Genomic DNA, 13,419 nt, shown 5'->3' with positions numbered 1-13,419 from the left:
AACGGCTGATGAGCATATCGGGCATGACGAGCACTGCTCTTTCGGGAATGCGGGCGCAGACGACGCGGGTCGGCGCGATTGCCAACAACATCGCAAACAGCAGCACGCCGGACTATGCCAGGCTGAACACCAGCCTCACCTCCGTTGAAGCAGGCGGTGTCCAGGCCGTCGTCAGCCCGACGGCGTCGGATGTCGATCCCGCCACCGAATTGACCGGCCTTGTTGAAGCCGAGCAGAGCTACAAGGCAAACGCCGTGGTCTTCGAGACCGGCGCCGATATGTGGGAAATGCTGATGAGCATCAAGCGCGACTGAGCACGCCCGATTTCATGGAGTTGCTGGCGGAGAATTTTCCGTCGGCCTGAAGGCCATCAGGAATGCGCCGGCTCGGCCTGGCGCTGGGCGGCAAGGGCCGCGAGATCGGCAGGCTTCAGCTCGACGGATTCGCCGCAGCCGCAGGCCGACGTCTGGTTCGGATTTGTGAAGGTGAAGCCCGAGCGCAGCGTCGTCGTCTCGAAGCCCATTTCGGTGCCGAGCAAATAAAGAGCCGCCGACGGCTCGACCCAGACTTTTGCACCATCGCGCTCGATCAGGTCGTCCTTGGCATTGGGCTCGGTCACCAGGTCGATGGTATACTCCATCCCGGCGCAGCCGCCCTTCTTGATGCCGACGCGAATGCCTTTGGCGGCCGGTCCCGAGTTCTCGACGATCGACTTGACACGGGCCGCAGCCCCGTCCGTCATGCTCATGATTGCAAAGCCCATCGGCTTATTCTCCTTCCGCAACCGGGGTCAAGATCCGGCGCATCGTGACTCAAATGTAGTCGTCCGAGGTAAACGGATCAATACCACGGCACCGTATCAGTACCAGCCGACGGCGACCTGCGCCTCTTCGGACATGCGGTCCGGCGTCCACGGCGGATCGAAGGTCATTTCGACCTCGACGCCCGATACGCCCTCGACGGCGCCGACGGCGTTCTCGACCCAGCCTGGCATCTCGCCGGCCACCGGGCAGCCGGGCGCTGTCAGCGTCATCATGATCTTCACCATCCGGTCGTCTTCGATATCGATCTTGTAGATCAGACCGAGTTCGAAGATGTCGGCCGGAATTTCGGGATCGTAGACGGTCTTCAGGGCGCTGATGACGTCGTCACTCAGCCGCGCCAGTTCATCGGCCGGAATGCTGGAATGCACGATGCCTTCGCGCACGTCGATCTTCTGTTCGCTTTCGTCCAGGCTCATCACGGACACTCCTCAAGCAAAGAACTTGCGCGCATATTCCAGCGCATCGGCCAGGGTATCGACCTCGGCGCGGGTATTATACATGCCGAAGGATGCACGGCATGTGGATGTGACGCCGAAGCGTTTCAAGAGCGGCATGGCGCAATGCGTGCCGGCCCTGACCGCAACACCCTGCCGGTCGATCACCATCGAGACGTCATGGGCATGGATTCCGGCAAGCTCGAAAGAAAAGATACTCCCCTTATCCGGCGCCGTCCCGAAGACCCGCAGCGAATTGACCGATTTCAGCCGCTCGACAGCATAGGCCGCAAGATCGGCCTCATGCCGGGCGATCGCCTCGCGGCCGACCTTCTCCATATAGTCGAGCGCGTAACCGAGCCCGATCGCCTGCACGATCGGCGGTGTGCCGGCCTCGAAGCGATGCGGCGGATCGTTATAGGTAACGACGTCCTCGGCGACTTCGAAGATCATCTCGCCGCCACCCTGGAACGGACGCATCTCCTGCAGCCGTTCCTTCTTGCCGTAAAGCACGCCGATGCCGGATGGGCCGTAGAGCTTGTGGCCGGTCATGACGTACCAGTCGCAATCGATATCCTGCACGTCGACCGGCAGATGCACGGCGCCCTGGCTGCCATCGATCAGCACCGGGATGCCGCGCTCATGCGCGATCCGGCAGACTTCCTTGACGGGAACGATCGTGCCGAGCGCATTCGACATGTGGGTGATGGCGACGAGCTTGGTGCGCTCCGTCAGGCTCTTTTCGAAATCCTCGATATGGAAGGCGCCCTCGTCGTCGACGGGCACCCAGACGAGTTTGGCGCCCTGCCGCTCGCGAATGAAGTGCCAGGGCACGATGTTGGAATGGTGCTCCATGATCGTGAGGACGATCTCGTCGCCTTCGCCAATCTTGGGCATGCCCCAGCCATAGGCGACGGTGTTGATCGCTTCCGTCGAATTCTTGGTGAAGACGATGTCATCAACCGAAGGCGCATTGAGGAAGCGGCGGACTTTTTCGCGCGCGGCCTCATAGGCGTCCGTCGCGGCATTCGAGAGATAGTGTAGGCCGCGATGCACATTGGCATATTCATGCGAATAGGCATGCGAGATGGCGTCGATCACCACCTGCGGCTTCTGTGCCGACGCGCCGTTATCGAGATAGACCAGCGGCTTGCCGTGCACCTTCTCCGCCAGGATCGGAAAATCCCGGCGGATGGCTTCGACGTCGTACTCAGTGGCCGGCACTATCTTGTCCATCGATATATCCGATCAGGCGTGCTTTTCGAGCCAGGTCGAAATCACGCTTTCCAGCGCCTCGACCAGGGCCTCGTCTTCCAGTTCCTCGACGATTTCGGCGACGAAGGCGTTGACCAGCATCGCCCGCGCCATCTTCTCCGGAATACCACGCGCCATCAGGTAATAGAGATGATTGGCGTCGATATCGGTCACCGTCGCGCCATGGCCGCACTGCACGTCGTCGGCAAAGATCTCAAGCTCGGGCTTGACCGAGAATTCGGCATCGTCGGACATCAGCAGCGTGTTGCAGGCCATCTTGGCATCGGTCTTCTGCGCATCGGGCGCCACCCGGATCATGCCCTGGAACACGCCCTTGGCGCGGTCGAAGACGACGTTGCGGATCACCTCGGTCGAACCGGTGTTCGGCACGTCGTGGCCGAGCACCATCGTCACGTCTGTATGGCTGTCAGCGCCCAGCAGGTTGATGCCGCGCAGCGTCAGATCGGCGCCCTCGCCCGTCACCTTGATATGCAGCTCCTGGCGCACCAGCTTGCCGCCGGCATTGATGACGAACAGCCGAAGCTTGGCGTCAGCGCCGAGATCGATGCGGATCTGCCCAAGATGCGTATCGTCGGCTCCCTGCTGCTGCAGGACGATCCAGGTCAGCTCCGTTCCCTCGCCGACCGTAATGTCGCTGACATGGGAGACCAGCGCCGCATCATTTGTCGCCGCAAGGTGACGCTCGATGACGGTCGCCTTGACGCCGGCGCCGAAGGCCACGGGAAGGCGCGTATGCGCTTGCCCGCCGGCATGGATGAACTGGATTTCGAGCGGAGCTTCAAGCTCGGTGCCGGCAGGCACGTCGACGACATAGCCGTCGCGCACGAAGCTGCCATTGATGCGGCCGACGGCGTCGTCGTTGCCGAGCGCATCGAGCCCGTTTGCGGCGGAGCCATCGAGCAGATGGCCGGAATAGGTCGAAATGCCAAGACCGTCGGCGGCAGCCTTCTGGTTGGAATGGCCCTGGATCACCGCCAGCACCGTGGCATCGACAACGAGCGGCTCCAAAGCTTCGGAGCCCGCATCACCCGCCTGTGGCGGAACGGTGCGCAGAAGATTCTTGAGGTCGGTATAATGCCAGGCCTCGATGCGGCGCGTCGGCAGGCCGGCCTTCTTCAGGTCGTCGAGAAGCCGGTCGCGCAGCGCCGTCACCGCGCCATTGCCGGGCAGCTCACCGATCTGCTGGTTGAAGGCCTCGATCAGTGCCGCTTCGGCCGCTGTCAGGCGGCTCGTCGTCTGCATGTTCATGGACGTCGTCCTTTCCACCCGAACTCAGGCCGCCGTGCCGATGATGTCGGCATAGCCATTGGCTTCCAGCTCATGCGCCAGCGTCTTGTCGCCCGACTTGATCACCTGGCCCTTATAGAGCACGTGGACGGTATCGGGCACGATATAGTCGAGCAGGCGCTGGTAATGGGTGATCACCACGACGGCGCGATCCGGCGAACGCAGCGCGTTGACGCCGTCGGCGACAATCTTCAGCGCGTCGATATCGAGGCCGGAATCGGTTTCGTCGAGCACGCAGAGCTTCGGTTCGAGCAGCGCCATCTGCAGGATCTCGGCGCGCTTCTTCTCGCCGCCGGAAAAGCCGACATTCAGCGGCCGCTTCAGCATCTCGGTATTGATCTGCAGCTTGCCGGCGGCATCCTTGACGCGGCGCATGAAATCCGGCGTCGTCAGCTCGTCCTCGCCGCGCGCCTTGCGCTGCTCGTTCATCGCCACCTTCAGGAACTGCATGGTGGCGACACCGGGGATTTCGACCGGATACTGAAAGGCAAGGAAGATGCCCTTGGCGGCGCGCTCGGCGGGATCGAGCTCGAGGATGCTCTCGCCATTATAGAGAATGTCGCCCTCAGTCACTTCGTAGTCGCTGCGGCCGGACAGAACATAGGAGAGTGTCGACTTGCCGGAGCCGTTCGGCCCCATGATCGCGGCAACTTCGCCGGCCTTCACCGTCAGGTTCAGGCCACGGATGATCTCGGTGCCGTCTTCGGCGATACGGGCATGGAGGTTTCTGATTTCAAGCATTTCGTTTTTCCTGTCCATAAAGCGGGTTCAAGTGCCGCCCAATTGACCGTTCTCATCGGCCTCAATCGTCATCCTAGGGCTTGTCCCGAGGATCTAAGCTTTAAATTGTAATCGTCCTAATGTTCCGGCGCGACCTTCCGCATAGGTGCGCAGATCCTCGGGACAAGCCCGAGGATGACGGAGACCTGTTTAGCCCACCGAGCCCTCGAGCGAGATGCTGATCAGCTTCTGCGCCTCGACGGCGAATTCCATCGGCAGTTCCTGCAGGACTTCCTTGACGAAGCCGTTGACGATCAGTGCGATCGCCGCTTCTGTCGGGATACCGCGCTGCAGGCAGTAGAACAGTTGGTCCTCGGAGATCTTCGAGGTCGTGGCTTCATGTTCGAACTGCGCCGTCGAATTCTTCGCCTCGATGTAGGGCACGGTATGAGCGCCGCACTTGTCGCCGATCAGCAGCGAATCGCACTGGGTGAAGTTGCGTGCGTTCGACGCCTTGCGGTGAGCCGAGACCTGGCCGCGATAGGTGTTGTTGGACACGCCGGCGGCGATGCCCTTGGAGACGATGCGGCTCGACGTGTTCTTGCCGAGATGGATCATCTTGGTGCCGCTGTCGATCTGCTGATGGCCGTTGGACACGGCGATCGAGTAGAACTCGCCGCGGCTGTCGTCGCCGCGCAGGATGCAGGACGGATATTTCCAGGTGATCGCCGAGCCGGTTTCGACCTGCGTCCAGGAAATCTTCGAGCGGTCGCCACGGCAATCGCCGCGCTTGGTGACGAAGTTGTAGATGCCGCCCTTGCCTTCCTTGTCACCGGGATACCAGTTCTGGACGGTGGAATACTTGATCTCGGCATCGTCGAGCGCAACCAGCTCGACCACGGCAGCATGCAACTGATTTTCGTCGCGCTGCGGCGCCGTGCAGCCTTCCAGATAGGAGACGTAGGCGCCTTCTTCCGCGATGATCAGGGTGCGCTCGAACTGGCCGGTGCCCTTCTCGTTGATGCGGAAATAGGTGGAAAGCTCCATCGGGCAGCGAACGCCCTTCGGAATGAACACGAAGGAGCCGTCGGTGAAAACAGCCGAATTCAGCGTCGCATAATAGTTATCGCTCGTCGGCACCACGGAGCCGAGGTATTTCTGCACCAGCTCCGGATGCTCGCGGATGGCTTCCGAGATCGACATGAAGATCACGCCGGCCTTCTTCAGCTCTGCCTTGAAGGTGGTGACGACCGAGACGCTGTCGAAAACGGCGTCGACGGCGATCTTCGGCTTCTCGACACCGGCAAGGATCTCCTGCTCACGCAGCGGAATGCCGAGCTTCTCGTAGACCTTCAACAGCTCCGGATCGACCTCGTCGAGCGACTTCGGACCCGGCGTGCTCTTCGGCGCGGCGTAGTAATAGATGTCGTTGAAATCGATCTTCGGATAATTGACGCGCGCCCAGGTCGGCTCTTCCAGCGTCAGCCAGCGCCGATAGGCTTCGAGGCGCCATTCCAGCATCCACTCCGGCTCCTGCTTCTTAGCCGAAATGAAGCGAATGATGTCCTCGGACAGGCCCTTCGGCGCTTTGTCCATCTCGATGACGGTCTCGAAACCGTATTTGTACTGGTCCACATCGATCAGGCGGACCTGGTCGATTGTTTCCTGCACCGCAGCCATTTCATTCTCCAATCTCGCCGGATACAAGGTCCGGCAGCTTGTAGCGTTCGGGCAATTGTCCTGCCCTGATGTCGGGCAAATGCCTTACCCTGATGTAAGAGGCCAAAAGGGACTTTTCAGCCCGATTGGCAAGCGGAAATTTGCGTTTCCGCAAGTTTATGATGCGGCTTATGCCGCCTCACCCGCCGACCTTCGCCGGCAGGCAATCTTCGCGAAAGCCGCAATCGCCCTGTCGACATCGTCTTCGGTCGTCGAAAAGCCGAGCGAGATGCGCAATGCCCCGAGCTTGGCGTCACGTCCCATCGCCGTCAGCACATGGCTTTCGCCAAGCCGACCGGATGAGCAGGCCGAGCCTGCGGAAAGGGCAACGCCTTCGAGATCGAAGGCGATCTGCCCGGTCTCGGCCTTCAGCCCCGGCAGGGTGAAGAAGATCGTGTTGGCGACACGTTCGCCGCCCTCGCCGTGGATCATTACATCGGCTGCCGCCCGACGCATGCCGGCTTCCAGCCGCTCGCGCAACGCGCCGATCGCCGCATTGCGCCCATCGAGCTCCTCGGCCGCAGCTTCCGCCGCCGCGCCGAAGCCGATCAGCGCCAGTGAATTCTGTGTCCCCGAGCGGTGACCCCGCTCCTGCCCGCCACCCTGGATCAGCGGTCGCGGCATCAGCGCCTCACCGCGCGCAATGAGCGCGCCGGCACCCTTCGGTCCGCCGATCTTGTGCGAGGAGACGATCATGAAATCGGCGCCGATCCGATTGATATCGAGCGCGAGGCGACCGGCGGCCTGAACGGCGTCGACGACCAGGAGCCCACCATGGGCATGCACGATCTTTGCCGCTGCCTCCACAGGCTGGACGATGCCCGTCTCGTTGTTGACGAGCATGATGGCGACCATCGGCAGGCCGGCAGCCTTGTCATGAGCATCGAGCAGGGTGCCGAGCGCATCGAGATCGACGATGCCGGCTTCCGTCACCGGGATCTCCGTCATCGTCTCTCTGGCGAAGCGGCCACCCTCGCGCACTGCCGGATGCTCGATCGCCGAAAAATAAAGCTGGCCGAGCCGCAGCGGCGTGCGGCCCATGCGGAAATCCGGCGTCAACACCAGGTTGGCGGCCTCGGTCGCGCCGCTGGTAAAAACCACATTTCCGGCATCGGTGCCGGCAAGTGCCGCCACTTTGCGCCGCGCACCTTCAATTGCAGCGCGGGCGGCGCGGCCTTCGCCGTGAACGGAATTTGGATTGCCGAAAATGTCGATGGCGCGCATGATCGCCTCGCGTGCTGCGGGGTGTAGCGGCGCTGTGGCATTCCAGTCGAGATAAAGGCGTGGCGGCGCCATGATCTTCAGTCCTGCGCTTGACGAGCTTGCTTCAGCGGCCGCGGTTCATTTTTCTTGAAATTTCCGCCGGGCTTGCCTTATGACACATTCCACGATGCGTGGATCGCCATGCAAGTTTCGAATTGTTCTAAACTGCGTTTTAGAAAAGCTGACAACACTAGTCAAGTCAATGTTGTCGTCCAACGCAGCGCGAACGCGAAATAAAACCCGGAGTACCAATGCCCGAAGTAATTTTCAACGGCCCAGCCGGCCGTCTTGAAGGCCGCTACCAGCCCTCCAAGGAAAAAAGCGCGCCCATCGCCCTGATTCTGCATCCGCATCCGCAGTTCGGCGGCACGATGAACAATCAGATCGTCTATCAGCTCTTCTACATGTTCCAGAAGCGCGGGTTCACGACGCTGCGCTTCAATTTCCGGGGCATCGGCCGCAGCCAGGGCGAATTCGACCACGGCGCCGGCGAACTTTCGGATGCCGCCTCGGCGCTCGACTGGGTGCAGAGCCTGCATCCCGATTCCAAGACCTGTTGGGTCGCCGGTTATTCCTTCGGCTCCTGGATCGGCATGCAGCTGCTGATGCGCCGGCCGGAGATCGAAGGCTTTATGTCGATCGCGCCGCAGCCGAACACCTACGACTTCTCCTTCCTGGCGCCCTGCCCCTCTTCCGGCCTGATCATCAATGGCGAGGCCGACAAGGTAGCGCCGGAAAAGGATGTCAATGGCCTTGTGGAGAAGCTGAAGACCCAGAAGGGCATCCTCATCACCCACCGCACCGTTGCCAACGCCAACCACTTCTTCAACGGCCAGGTGGAAACCCTGATGGGCGAATGCGAAGACTATCTCGACCGCCGCCTCAACGGCGAACTGGTGCCGGAACCGGCCGCCAAGCGGATTCGCTGACACCACAAAATCTCGGCCCCATCGATGCCGTGACGGTCCGGAACCTCACCGGACCGAACGTGTCAGAACAGATCACCTATCGTGTTGCAATGTATGTTGCAGTGCGGTAGGGTCCTCGCGATCCTAACAAAAGCGAGGTCCGCAATGACCAAGTCGTTCGGGGAAGTCCTGGATAAGTATAGGGGAATCGGTCCGGGGTTCGATTTTCTTCGAATAGGGCTCGCCTTTTCCATCGTATTGACCCATTCCTTTTTGTTAACCAGGAACAATGACTTCATCAGGGGGTCGGTATTCTGGTTCACGGAATACGCTCTTGTTCCGATGTTCTTCGCGCTGAGCGGATTTCTGATCGCCGGCAGCGCCCAACGCCTGAGCCTCAGAAATTTCCTGATCAACCGAAGCTTGCGTATCGTCCCGGCGCTTGCCGTCGATATCGTCGTTTGTTCGCTGATCATCGGGCCGCTCGTCACGATCGTCTATCACGCCGAATATTTTACCGATCCGCGGTTTTTCAAATACTTTCTGAATATCGTCGGTTGGATCCATTACGAGCTGCCGGGCGTTTTCCAGGACAATCCGAGCCAACGTGTCAACGGCGCGCTCTGGACGGTTCCCTGGGAGATCTTCTGCTACATCATCATGTCGTTCCTGATGATCACTGCCATCGTCAAGACGCGCTACAAGCTGCTTGCGGTGACGATCGCCTATATCGTCATCGGCCTTGTCGTGCAGAAGATGCCCTATCTGCTGCCAGGCTCGGTCAAGCCGATCGCTCGCTTCCTGTTCATGAGCCGAGGCTCCCAGCTGATAACGGCCTTCATGATGGGCATCGTCGTCTTTCAGTTCAAAGCGGTCATTCCGCATTCCCGCTGGCTGTTCGCCGCCGCCGGCCTGGTTTGCCTCGTCGCCATTCTCACCCTGGACAGCCAAGCGACGGAGTCGGTGATGAACCGGCCCCTGGTCATCACCTCTCTCGTTTATATCACCGTCTTTATCGGCCTGTCGGAGGTACCCATTCCGGCCTTTTTCAGGAAGGGCGACTATTCCTACGGCGTCTATCTCTATCATGACCCGTTTTTGCAGATCTGGATCAGCTCGTTTCCGTCCGTATTTCTCTATCCGAAATATGGTGCGCTGGCGCTCTATCTCGTCGGCCTGCCCTCGGCCCTCGCCGTGGCGGTGCTGTCCTGGCATTTCATCGAGAAGCCGATCCTTGGCCTTCGCAAGAAGTTCTCGTTCATCGCCCAGGTCAGGGGCGTCGAGGATGGCAATCAGGCTGGGCGCGAATCCCACGTCCGGCCGCCGGTTGCCGTAAAGAGTTAAATTAGGACTTTGCCGGCCGCATATCGGCGGTGAGTTCAAAAGCTGGGTCAAGCACTCCATCGATCAGGATCGGCACGCGTTCACGCATGCCGATTTTCCTCAGCACACGCTGCGAGGCGATGTTATCGGGATGCGTGAAGGCGATGAGGCGCTGCGCAAGCTGCCTTTCGAAGAACCAGTCGACCACCGCACCTGCCGCCTCGGTCGCCAGGCCCTTGCCCCACACCTCCTCGCGCAGGGAATAGCCAAGTTCGAATTGCTCGTTCCTGAACTTCGAAATCCCCGCGCGACCGATAAACCGGCCGTCCTCGTCGAGGATCTTGTATTTCGTCGTGCCGTGGCGCGCCTGCTCCTCGAACCAGCCCCGCAGCCGCTCCTCAGCCTTTTCGAGACTCCATGGCCCGTTGCCGGACAGATATCGGGTCGTCGCCATCGTCGAATGCAGTTGCTGCACGAGGGGCGCATCGCCTTCGTCCCACATGACGAAGCTGAGCCGCGGCGTGCTCAATATAACGCTCTGCTCTCTCATGGCGTCGCCAGCACCCCGCCGCTGACGGGGGCGCCGACGCCCGTCGTGCCGGGAAACGTCAACGGCAGCCCGTCCAGCGAGCGGACGGCGAGATAGGCCCAGGCCTCGGCTTCCATCGCATCGCCGTCGAAGCCTGCCTCCTCGGCGCTCAACACCCTCGCGCCCAGCCTTCCGGCCATGGCGGAAAACTCCGCCATCACGGTGGCGTTCAGCCGCCCGCCGCCGCAGACGATATAGATCGATGGGCTCTCGGGCAGAAAGCCGGCAGATTTGATGATCGAGGCGGCGGCGACATGGGCGAGCGTGCGGGCGCCGTCTTCAAGGCTCGCTTCCTCGGGCCGAAGCGGCGCGAAATCGCCGCGGTCGAGCGAACGGCGAAGATTGCCGCGGAAGAACGGGCTTTGCAGATAACGTTCCGCGAGAGCGGCCACGACCTTGCCGCGCCCACCGATTTCGCCGCCGGGATCATAGGTTCTGCCGGTCTGCATCTCCACCCACTGGTCGATCAGCGTATTGCCCGGCCCACTGTCGAAGGCCGATATCCGGCCATCCGTGCCGATAAAGGTCAAATTGGAGATGCCGCCGATATTGACGAAGCACACCGCCTGTCCAGCCTGCTGGAATTTTCCCGCAAGTGCGGCGTGATAGGCAGGCACCAGCGGCGCGCCCTGCCCGCCATGAACCATGTCGTTGGCGCGCATGTCGTACACCACCGGAATGCCGGTTCGGCGCACCAGTTCCGGACCGTCACCGATCTGGATCGTCAATCCTTCGTCAGGGCGATGCAGTACTGTCTGGCCATGAAAGCCGAGAACATCGACGGCATCGGCAGAAAGCCCGAAACGCTCCAGGAATGCCGTAACGGCAATTGCATGCCGTAAGGTCAGTTCCAGCTCGATGTCGCGAAGCTCAGCGGGCCGTTCGCTCCTGTCGCTGAGCGGACGCGCCAATTCCAGCGCCCGTTTCAGCCGGCCGCGAAAATCGGCGTCATAGGGCACGCCCATGAACGGCCCGTGCTCGATGAAGCCGCGGCCGTCGGTCCTGAGCAGCGCGACATCGATTCCGTCCATCGACGTGCCGCTCATCAGACCGATCGCAGTCCTGATGACATCCATGAGGCTTGCCTCCCATGCGATTCCCGGATGCACTTTGATAAAAACAGTGCTAAACGCGCCGCGACAGATCAACAACAACGAACTTGCGCGAGACCCGCATGGGCGAGCGCAGATATCAAGAGACGAAGGCCATGTCCGAGTTCAAGTCCGATTTCCTCCGCACGCTGAAAGAGCGCGGCTTCATTCATCAGATCTCTGATGAGCGCGGCCTCGACGACATGTTCGCCAAGGAAACCGTGACGGCTTATATCGGCTTCGATCCGACGGCGCCCAGCCTGCACGCCGGCTCGTTGATCCAGATCATGATGCTGCACTGGATGCAGAAGACCGGTCATCGCGCCATCTCGCTGATGGGCGGCGGCACAGGCATGGTCGGCGATCCCTCCTTCAAGGAAGAGGCGCGCCAGCTCATGACCGTGGACACGATCGAAGGCAACATCGCCTCGATCAAGCGCGTCTTCTCCAACTATCTGAACTACGGCGACGGTCCGAAGGACGCGCTGATGATCAACAATGCCGAATGGCTGCGCTCGCTGAACTACCTCGAATTCCTGCGTGATGTCGGCAAGCACTTCTCGGTCAACCGCATGCTGTCCTTCGACAGCGTGAAGACGCGTCTCGACCGCGAACAGTCCCTGTCCTTCCTGGAATTCAACTACATGATCCTCCAGGCCTACGACTTCGTCGAACTCGCCAAGCGCTACGATTGCCGCCTGCAAATGGGTGGTTCCGACCAATGGGGCAATATCGTCAACGGCATCGACCTCGGTCACCGTATGGGGACACCGCAGCTCTATGCGCTGACCTCGCCGCTGCTGACGACATCGTCGGGCGCCAAGATGGGCAAGTCGGCGACGGGCGCTGTCTGGCTGAACGCCGACATGCTCTCGGCCTATGATTTCTGGCAGTACTGGCGCAACACCGAGGACGCCGACGTCTCGCGCTTCCTGAAGCTCTACACGACGCTGCCGATGGATGAAATCGCCCGCCTCTCGGCACTCGGCGGTTCGGAGATCAACGAGGTCAAGAAGATCCTTGCGACCGAGGTCACGGCGATCCTGCACGGCCGCGAAGCCGCCGAACAGGCAGCCGAAACGGCGCGCAAGACCTTCGAGGAAGGCGGTCTTTCGGAAAACCTGCCTTCGGTCGATATCCCGGCCGGCGAACTCGATAGCGGCATCGGCCTGCTGTCGCTGATGGTCCGCGCCGGCCTCGCCGGCTCGAACGGCGAAGCCCGCCGCCACGTCCAGGGCGGCGCTGTCCGCATCAACGACGAGGCGGTCAGCGACGAACGCCGTCTGATCAACAGCGGCGAAATCACCACCGACGGCGTCATCAAGCTCTCGCTCGGCAAGAAGAAGCACATCCTGATCCGCCGCGCGGCGTAAGCGGCCTCAATTCCGAACAGATATGAAAGCCGGCCTCCGCGCCGGCTTTTTCGATTTCGCTGACGGCGGTGTCGAGGCATTTGCGAAGTTGACGATACAGCCGCGCGTACCGAGAGTTTCGCGGCACTACCGCATACGGTCACTCGACTCCCGGCCGGGATGGCGCATCCGTCCGTTCAGCCTCTCGAAACACATAGCTTGGCGGATTGACGTCTGAAGCAGGTTTGACGCGCGACCACCAGCTGATCGAGAAGACAGGCGGCGTCATCATCGCGTCGAGAGGAACCGTCAGCACATGGGCCGACCGGATGAGCTCCGGCGGCTTCAGTCGCTCGCTCTTTTCGGCGGGATATGCAGCATGGCCGCCGACCGCAGCGGCGATCACCGCGACCGATACGAAAGAGACTGTCCGAGCGCACTGCATGGCATCCTCCGACATCGCAACGGCCGTTGCCAAGGCCGGAGACGCAGCTTACATCAAATTTCCCTAAAATAGCAGGCCAAGCGTCGTTCGCTCGTTTCGACACCGGGCTTCGGATCGATTCTGATCGGGTCGATGCTTGCGCGTTTTGCTGATCCTACTCAGGCGGAAAGGAATTTAGGCGTTCTCGCC

The 13,419-nt window shown here is 61.1% G+C and carries 14 protein-coding genes; 4 read left to right on the top strand and 10 right to left on the bottom strand.

Annotation, left to right across the window (positions count from 1 at the left end; genetic code table 11):
* Positions 1–8 precede the first annotated feature (8 nt).
* Complete coding sequence (locus tag FHT69_RS06435) at positions 9–314, top strand: flagellar basal body protein (RefSeq protein WP_028757740.1); 306 nt, start codon at positions 9–11, stop codon at positions 312–314.
* Between the two features lie 56 nt (positions 315–370).
* On the opposite strand, the gene sufA is transcribed toward FHT69_RS06435, so the two are convergent.
* The 7 genes from sufA to FHT69_RS06400 all read right to left on the bottom strand — a co-directional run bounded on the left by sufA (position 371) and on the right by FHT69_RS06400 (position 7,555).
* Positions 371–763 (bottom strand): Fe-S cluster assembly scaffold SufA, encoded by a 393-nt coding sequence (sufA, locus tag FHT69_RS06430; protein WP_097594397.1) that lies wholly within the window; start codon positions 761–763, stop codon positions 371–373.
* A 96-nt stretch (positions 764–859) separates the two neighbouring features.
* Positions 860–1,240, bottom strand: coding sequence for an SUF system Fe-S cluster assembly protein (locus FHT69_RS06425; protein ID WP_016554095.1), 381 nt, complete (start codon positions 1,238–1,240; stop codon positions 860–862).
* Positions 1,241–1,252: 12 nt separating this feature from the next.
* Positions 1,253–2,494, bottom strand: a complete 1,242-nt coding sequence (locus tag FHT69_RS06420; protein ID WP_047609958.1) for a cysteine desulfurase — start codon at positions 2,492–2,494, stop codon at positions 1,253–1,255.
* 12 nt (positions 2,495–2,506) lie between these two features.
* Positions 2,507–3,781: a Fe-S cluster assembly protein SufD gene (gene sufD / locus FHT69_RS06415; RefSeq protein ID WP_183905113.1), complete on the bottom strand. Its 1,275-nt coding sequence runs from the start codon at positions 3,779–3,781 to the stop codon at positions 2,507–2,509.
* A 24-nt stretch (positions 3,782–3,805) separates the two neighbouring features.
* Entirely contained in the window at positions 3,806–4,561 is a 756-nt protein-coding gene (gene sufC / locus FHT69_RS06410; RefSeq protein ID WP_018445225.1) for a Fe-S cluster assembly ATPase SufC, read from the bottom strand.
* A 189-nt stretch (positions 4,562–4,750) separates the two neighbouring features.
* Complete coding sequence (gene sufB, locus FHT69_RS06405; RefSeq protein WP_047609963.1) at positions 4,751–6,220, bottom strand: Fe-S cluster assembly protein SufB; 1,470 nt, start codon at positions 6,218–6,220, stop codon at positions 4,751–4,753.
* A 168-nt stretch (positions 6,221–6,388) separates the two neighbouring features.
* A complete protein-coding gene (locus tag FHT69_RS06400) occupies positions 6,389–7,555 on the bottom strand; it encodes a cysteine desulfurase family protein (RefSeq protein ID WP_097622388.1) in 1,167 nt (388 codons plus the stop codon).
* Positions 7,556–7,773: 218 nt separating this feature from the next.
* Here FHT69_RS06400 and FHT69_RS06395 point away from each other — a divergent pair, with 218 nt between their 5' ends.
* Positions 7,774–8,451 carry an alpha/beta hydrolase gene (locus FHT69_RS06395; RefSeq protein ID WP_003559715.1) on the top strand — a complete coding sequence of 226 codons (678 nt, stop codon included), beginning with the start codon at positions 7,774–7,776 and terminating at the stop codon, positions 8,449–8,451.
* Positions 8,452–8,595: 144 nt separating this feature from the next.
* Entirely contained in the window at positions 8,596–9,774 is a 1,179-nt protein-coding gene (locus FHT69_RS06390; protein ID WP_063475239.1) for an acyltransferase family protein, read from the top strand.
* Position 9,775: 1 nt separating this feature from the next.
* Here FHT69_RS06390 and FHT69_RS06385 read toward each other — a convergent pair whose 3' ends face one another.
* Together FHT69_RS06385 and FHT69_RS06380 are read right to left on the bottom strand one after the other, a co-directional pair.
* The gene (locus FHT69_RS06385) at positions 9,776–10,303 is read right to left on the bottom strand and encodes a GNAT family N-acetyltransferase (protein ID WP_097622387.1); all 528 of its coding nucleotides are present in this window, start codon (positions 10,301–10,303) and stop codon (positions 9,776–9,778) included.
* Entirely contained in the window at positions 10,300–11,418 is a 1,119-nt protein-coding gene (locus FHT69_RS06380) for an anhydro-N-acetylmuramic acid kinase (RefSeq protein ID WP_097622386.1), read from the bottom strand. Before FHT69_RS06380 ends, FHT69_RS06385 begins: the two co-directional genes overlap by 4 nt.
* 131 nt (positions 11,419–11,549) lie before the next feature.
* Between FHT69_RS06380 and tyrS the strand changes: the two genes are divergently transcribed.
* Positions 11,550–12,806 carry a tyrosine--tRNA ligase gene (gene tyrS, locus FHT69_RS06375; protein ID WP_183905112.1) on the top strand — a complete coding sequence of 419 codons (1,257 nt, stop codon included), beginning with the start codon at positions 11,550–11,552 and terminating at the stop codon, positions 12,804–12,806.
* Between the two features lie 139 nt (positions 12,807–12,945).
* Here tyrS and FHT69_RS06370 read toward each other — a convergent pair whose 3' ends face one another.
* The gene (locus FHT69_RS06370; protein WP_028758365.1) at positions 12,946–13,230 is read right to left on the bottom strand and encodes a hypothetical protein; all 285 of its coding nucleotides are present in this window, start codon (positions 13,228–13,230) and stop codon (positions 12,946–12,948) included.
* Positions 13,231–13,419: the final 189 nt, after the last annotated feature.

Source organism: Rhizobium sp. BK008, from assembly GCF_014197345.1.
GTDB lineage: Bacteria > Pseudomonadota > Alphaproteobacteria > Rhizobiales > Rhizobiaceae > Rhizobium > Rhizobium anhuiense.
This window is presented reverse-complemented; position numbering and strand designations above follow the sequence as displayed.

Excerpts from the sequence above, each read along its gene's own strand:
- FHT69_RS06400 (WP_097622388.1), bottom strand. The coding sequence starts at position 7,555 with ATGGCGCCGCCACGCCTTTATCTCGACTGGAATGCCACAGCGCCGCTA.
- sufB (WP_047609963.1), bottom strand. The coding sequence starts at position 6,220 with ATGGCTGCGGTGCAGGAAACAATCGACCAGGTCCGCCTGATCGATGTG.
- FHT69_RS06420 (WP_047609958.1), bottom strand. The coding sequence starts at position 2,494 with ATGGACAAGATAGTGCCGGCCACTGAGTACGACGTCGAAGCCATCCGC.
- FHT69_RS06370 (WP_028758365.1), bottom strand. The coding sequence starts at position 13,230 with ATGCAGTGCGCTCGGACAGTCTCTTTCGTATCGGTCGCGGTGATCGCC.
- sufA (WP_097594397.1), bottom strand. The coding sequence starts at position 763 with ATGGGCTTTGCAATCATGAGCATGACGGACGGGGCTGCGGCCCGTGTC.
- FHT69_RS06425 (WP_016554095.1), bottom strand. The coding sequence starts at position 1,240 with ATGAGCCTGGACGAAAGCGAACAGAAGATCGACGTGCGCGAAGGCATC.
- FHT69_RS06380 (WP_097622386.1), bottom strand. The coding sequence starts at position 11,418 with ATGGATGTCATCAGGACTGCGATCGGTCTGATGAGCGGCACGTCGATG.
- sufC (WP_018445225.1), bottom strand. The coding sequence starts at position 4,561 with ATGCTTGAAATCAGAAACCTCCATGCCCGTATCGCCGAAGACGGCACC.
- FHT69_RS06435 (WP_028757740.1), top strand. The coding sequence starts at position 9 with ATGAGCATATCGGGCATGACGAGCACTGCTCTTTCGGGAATGCGGGCG.
- sufD (WP_183905113.1), bottom strand. The coding sequence starts at position 3,781 with ATGAACATGCAGACGACGAGCCGCCTGACAGCGGCCGAAGCGGCACTG.
- FHT69_RS06395 (WP_003559715.1), top strand. The coding sequence starts at position 7,774 with ATGCCCGAAGTAATTTTCAACGGCCCAGCCGGCCGTCTTGAAGGCCGC.
- tyrS (WP_183905112.1), top strand. The coding sequence starts at position 11,550 with ATGTCCGAGTTCAAGTCCGATTTCCTCCGCACGCTGAAAGAGCGCGGC.
- FHT69_RS06385 (WP_097622387.1), bottom strand. The coding sequence starts at position 10,303 with ATGAGAGAGCAGAGCGTTATATTGAGCACGCCGCGGCTCAGCTTCGTC.
- FHT69_RS06390 (WP_063475239.1), top strand. The coding sequence starts at position 8,596 with ATGACCAAGTCGTTCGGGGAAGTCCTGGATAAGTATAGGGGAATCGGT.